This window comes from Paraconexibacter sp., from assembly GCF_041602235.1.
In the GTDB taxonomy this organism is placed as follows: domain Bacteria; phylum Actinomycetota; class Thermoleophilia; order Solirubrobacterales; family Solirubrobacteraceae; genus Paraconexibacter.
In genome coordinates this window covers 1-5,060 of the sequence record NZ_JBFIGP010000274.1, presented here as the reverse complement: position 1 = coordinate 5,060, position 5,060 = coordinate 1, and the positions used below count along the sequence as shown (strand labels likewise).

Below are 5,060 nucleotides of genomic sequence, written 5' to 3'. Positions count from 1 at the left end.
GTGGGCACGGACGACCGAGGGCGCGTCGCCGCGCTCGTCGGCGAGGGCGAAGGCCCCCGCGACCTCGGCGGCGACCATCTCCGGTTCCTCGGCGTGCGCACCGGGACGCCGTCGCAGGTACCGCTCGGCGAAGGCGGCGAGCGCGCCCGGGTCAGCCCCCAGACGCTCCGCCTGCGTGACCAGCGCAGCAGCGAGCACATCCTCCATGCGCGCGAGCCTATCCGCGGGCGCACGCAGGATGTGAACGGTCTACTGCACCAGGGGCGCTAGCCCAGTCGCTGCTTGAGCGACTCGAGCTGACGGCTCATCGCCGCCGGGAGCCGGTCGCCGAACTTGGCGAGGAACTCCTCGACCTGCGGCAGCTCGGCCTTGACCTGCTCGGCGTCGACGGCCAGAAGCGCCGCGAGATCGTCCTCGCCGACGTCGTCGAGACCGTCGATGTTCAGGGCGCCCGGCGCCGGAACGAGGCCCAGCGGGGTCTCGACGGCCTCAGCCTTGCCCTCGCAGCGACGGAAGATCCACTCCAGGACGCGCGAGTTCTCGCCGAACCCGGGCCACAGGAACTTCCCGTCCTCGTCCTTGCGGAACCAGTTGACGTAGAAGATCCTCGGCAGCTTGTCGGCGTCGGCCTGCTCGCCGAGCTTCAGCCAGTGGGCCATGTAGTCGCCGCCGTTGTAGCCCATGAAGGGCAGCTGGGCGAACGGATCGAAGCGCAGCTGGCCGACGGTGCCGAAGGCCGCGGCGGTCATCTCCGAGCTCATCGTGGCGCCCAGGAACGTGCCGTGCTCCCAGTCGAACGCCTCGCGCACCAGCGGCACGACGCTCGCGCGGCGCCCGCCGAAGAGGAAGGCGTCGATCGGCACGCCGGCCGGGTCCTCCCACTCGGCCGCGATCGACGGGCACTGGCCGGCGTCGACCGCGAAGCGGGCGTTGGGATGCGCGGCCGGCGTCTCGGAGTCCGGCGTCCAGTCCTTGCCGTGCCAGTCGATCAGGTGCGCGGGCTTCTCCTTCGTCATGCCCTCCCACCAGATGTCGCCGTCGTCGGTGAGCGCGCAGTTGGTGAAGACCGTGTTGCGCTCGATCGACGCCATCGCGTTGGGGTTCGTGTCGACGCTCGTGCCGGGCGCGACGCCGAAGAAGCCGGCCTCGGGGTTGATCGCGTAGAGGCGGCCGTCCTCGCCGAACTTCATCCAGGCGATGTCGTCGCCGACCGTCTCGACCTTCCAGCCGGGCAGCGTCGGGACGAGCATGGCCAGGTTCGTCTTGCCGCACGCGCTCGGGAACGCGCCGGTCACGTACTTGACGGTGCCCTCGGGCGACGTGAGCTTGAGGATGAGCATGTGCTCGGCCATCCAGCCCTCGTCGCGGGCCATGATCGACGCGATCCGCAGCGCGAAGCACTTCTTGCCCAGCAGGGCGTTGCCGCCGTAGCCGGAGCCGTAGGACCAGATCTCGCGCGTGTCCGGGTAGTGGACGATGTACTTGACCTCGGCGTTCGTCGGCCACGGCACGTCGGCCTCGCCCTCGGCCAGCGGCGCGCCGATCGAGTGCACGCACGGCACGAACTCGCCGTTCTCGCCGAGCACGTCGAGCGCGCCCTGACCCATGCGGGTCATGATCCGCATCGAGACGACCACGTACGGCGAGTCGGTGACCTGCACGCCGATGTAGGACTTGTCGGATCCCAGCGGCCCCATCGAGAACGGGATGACGTACATCGTGCGCCCGCGCATGGCACCTTCGAAGAGGTCGCTCATCTGCGCGCGCATCTCGGCGGGGTCGCGCCAGTTGTTGGTGGGTCCGGCCTCTTCCTCGGTCGCGGCGCAGATGAAGGTCCGGTCCTCCACGCGGGCGACGTCGCTGGGGTCCGACCAGGCGAGGTAGCTGTTGGGACGCTTGGCGTCCGACAGGCGCTTGAACGTGCCCGCCTCGACGAGCTCGCCGGCGAGGCGGTCGTACTCCTCCGCGGAGCCGTCGCACCAGTAGATCTGCTCGGGCTGGACGAGTGCGGCTACCTCGTCAACCCAAGCCAGAAGTTTCTCGTTCTTGGTCGGGACGGTTGTCTCGCTCACGGCGCTTGGACTCCTGCGTAGCGGATGTTGGGATGCCGGGAACGCGCCAGTACCCCTGGGGCTGGGGCGAGCATTCCCGGCGGCGGCTCCGGGCGCCGCGGCGCCCGGGGAATCCGCGAAGCGTACCGCCAACCAGCGGCGGAACGCGCTGAGGTCCTAGCTGCCCGGGTTCTTCTTCGGGACGAGGACGAGGCGCTTGAACTCGGCGACGAGGACGCCGTCCTGGTTCAGGACGCGCGTGTGGACCTTCACGACGCCACGGTCCGGCTTGGACTTGGAGGCCTTCGCCTCGAGCACCTCGGTCTCGCAGAACAGCGTGTCGCCGTGGAAGACCGGGTTCGGATGGCTGAGCTCCTCCGTGGCCAGGTTGGCGATCGCCTTGCCGGATACGTCCGACACGCTCATGCCCAGCGCCAGCGAGTAGACCAGCGGCCCGACGACGACGTTGCGTCCCTGCTGGGACTGCGCGGCGTACACGTCGTTCAGGTGCAGCGGGTGGTGGTTCATCGTGATCAGGCAGAAGAGGTGGTCATCGGACTCCGTGACCGTCTTCGCGGGCCAGTGCTTGTAGACGGCGCCGACCTCGAACTCCTCGAAGTAGCGGCCGTACGCGTGCGCGCCCGAAGCCTCGCGCTCGCGCTGATCAGTGGTGAAGTTCTCGCTCATAGGACCGACCATGGTGCCGGATCGCGGTCCGAGGCGGCGTCCTGGACCCCCGGACGGATACCGTTGCGCATCTATGCGCTCCCCCCGTGACTTCCTCAAGCCCCTCTGCGTCGGCGCGCCGGACCCCGTCACCGAGGTCCCGTTCCCGCCCTCGCGGATGATCCACTTCTTCGACGCGTCCAACGAGAAGATGCGGGCCAAGCTGCCCGACATCGCCGCCAAGGCCGACATCGTGCTGGGCAACCTCGAGGACGCGGTGCCCGTCGACCGCAAGGAGGCGGCCCGCGCCGGCCTCGTGACCGTCGGCAAGGAGATCGACCTCGGCGGCACGCAGCTGTGGACCCGCATCAACGCGCTCGACAGCCCGTGGTGCCTGGACGACCTCACGACGCTCGTGACCGAGATCGGCGACAAGCTCGACGTGATCATGGTCCCGAAGGTCGAGGGCCCGTGGGACATCCACTACATCGACCGCCTCCTCGCCCAGCTCGAGGCGAAGGCCGGCATCCAGAAGCCGCTGCTCGTCCACGCGATCCTCGAGACCGCCCAGGGCGTCGCCCACGTCGACGAGATCGCCGCCGCCTCCCCGCGCATGCAGGGCATGAGCTTCGGCCCGGCCGACCTCGCCGCCTCGCGCCGCATGAAGACCACCCGCGTCGGCGGCGGCCACCCCGGCTACCTGTCGATGTCCGACCCGGTGCTGAACGAGGACGGCTCGATCAGCGACGCCGAGCGCATCACCGCCCAGCAGGACCCGTGGCACTACTCGATCGCCCGCATGGTCGACGCCTGCACCACCAACGGCTGTCTGCCGTTCTACGGCCCGTTCGGGGACATCAAGGATGTCGCGGCCTGCGAGGCGCAGTTCCGCTCCGCGTTCCTCCTGGGCTGCGTCGGCGCCTGGTCGCTGCACCCCGTCCAGATCGACATCGCCAAGAAGGTCTTCTCCCCGCCGGTCGACGAGGTCCTGTTCGCCAAGAAGGTCCTCGAGGCGATCCCGGACGGCAAGGGCGTCCACATGATCGACGGCAAGATGCAGGACGACGCGACCTGGAAGCAGTGCAAGGTCATGGTCGACCTCGCGACGATGCTCTCCGAGAAGGACCCCGAGCTGAAAGCCGCCTACGAGCTGTAGGCCGTAGGGTTCCCGGCGCGATGAGATTCTACGAATACGAGGCGCGCGAGATCGTCAAGCGCGCCGGTATCCCCGTCACGGACTACGGGTTCACCACCGATGCTGCGGAGGCCAAGGAGATCGCCGCCCGCATCGGTGGCCCCACGGTCATCAAGTCCCAGGTGCTCACGGGCGGGCGCATGAAGGCGGGTGGCGTCAAGTTCGCCGACACGCCCGACGAGGCGCAGGCCCACGCCACCGACATCCTGCAGCTCGAGATCAACGGCCTGCAGCCGCGCGGCGTGCTCGTCGACCCCAAGGCCGACGTCAAGCAGGAGTACTACATGGGCGTCGTCTGGGACGGCGCCGCGAAGAAGCCGCTGATGCTCTTCAGCGACATGGGCGGCATCGACATCGAGCAGGTCGCCGAGGAGCACCCCGACCACGTCGGCAAGCGTCACTTCTCGACGCTGCACCCGTTCAGCGACTTCATGGCCAAGCAGTGCATCGCCGATGCGGGCGTGACCGGCAAGGCGCTGCAGCGCTGCACGCCGATCCTCGCCCGCCTGGCCCAGCTCTTCCTCGACAACGACATGCTGCTGGCGGAGATCAACCCGCTCGCCGAGTTGAACGACGGCACCTTCGTCGCGCTCGACGCCCACATGGAGATGGAGAACGAGGGCATGCCGCGCCAGAAGGCGCTGCTCAAGGCGCTGGGCATCGGCGCCGACGAGGGCACGCGGGAGACCTACGTGCCGTCCGCCTTCGAGGAGGCCGTCCACGCCGTGGACTCCGCCGACCACCGCGGCGTCATCCAGGGCAAGGACAACGGCTTCGACGGCAACATCGGCCTCATCATCGGCGCGGGCGGCGGTTCGCTCACGCTCACCGACGCGGTCCGCCAGCAGGGCGGCAGGCCCGCCAACTACTCGGAGATCGGCGGCAACCCGTCGGTCGCCAAGGCGTGCGGGCTGGCGAAGGCGGTCCTGCAGAAGGACGGCGTCGAGCAGATCGCCGTGATGATGTCGATCGTCTCCAACACCCGCGTGGACATCGTCGCCCGCGGTGTCATCAAGGCGTGCCTGGAGCTCGGCAAGGACCCGGCCGAGACGATCGCGATCTTCCGGATCCCCGGCGCCTGGGAGGACGAGGGCTTCAAGATCCTCGACAAGTACGGCATCGAGTACTGCGACCGCTCCGTCTCCCTC

The 5,060-nt window shown here is 68.9% G+C and carries 5 protein-coding genes; 2 read left to right on the top strand and 3 right to left on the bottom strand.

Annotation, left to right across the window (positions count from 1 at the left end; translation table 11 throughout):
- The 3 genes from ABYE80_RS16935 to ABYE80_RS16925 all read right to left on the bottom strand — a co-directional run.
- Positions 1-207, bottom strand: a 207-nt coding sequence (locus ABYE80_RS16935) for a hypothetical protein (RefSeq protein WP_372791483.1), incomplete at its 3' end; no start/stop codon positions are given.
- 59 nt (positions 208-266) lie between these two features.
- Positions 267-2,072 (bottom strand): phosphoenolpyruvate carboxykinase (GTP), encoded by a 1,806-nt coding sequence (locus ABYE80_RS16930; protein ID WP_372791482.1) that lies wholly within the window; start codon positions 2,070-2,072, stop codon positions 267-269.
- A gap of 156 nt (positions 2,073-2,228) precedes the next feature.
- A complete protein-coding gene (locus tag ABYE80_RS16925; RefSeq protein ID WP_372791481.1) occupies positions 2,229-2,738 on the bottom strand; it encodes a MaoC family dehydratase in 510 nt (169 codons plus the stop codon).
- 73 nt (positions 2,739-2,811) lie between these two features.
- On the opposite strand from ABYE80_RS16925, the gene ABYE80_RS16920 reads away from it, so the two are divergent.
- On the top strand, positions 2,812-3,873 hold the full coding sequence (locus tag ABYE80_RS16920; protein ID WP_372791480.1) for a CoA ester lyase: 1,062 nt from the start codon (positions 2,812-2,814) through the stop codon (positions 3,871-3,873).
- Between the two features lie 20 nt (positions 3,874-3,893).
- On the top strand, positions 3,894-5,060 hold a 1,167-nt coding region (locus ABYE80_RS16915), incomplete at its 3' end, for an ATP-grasp domain-containing protein (RefSeq protein WP_372791479.1).

What these genes read in the sequence shown, in the direction of transcription:
- ABYE80_RS16925 (WP_372791481.1), bottom strand. Translation starts at nt 2,738, where the DNA reads ATGAGCGAGAACTTCACCACTGATCAGCGCGAGCGCGAGGCTTCGGGC.
- ABYE80_RS16920 (WP_372791480.1), top strand. Translation starts at nt 2,812, where the DNA reads ATGCGCTCCCCCCGTGACTTCCTCAAGCCCCTCTGCGTCGGCGCGCCG.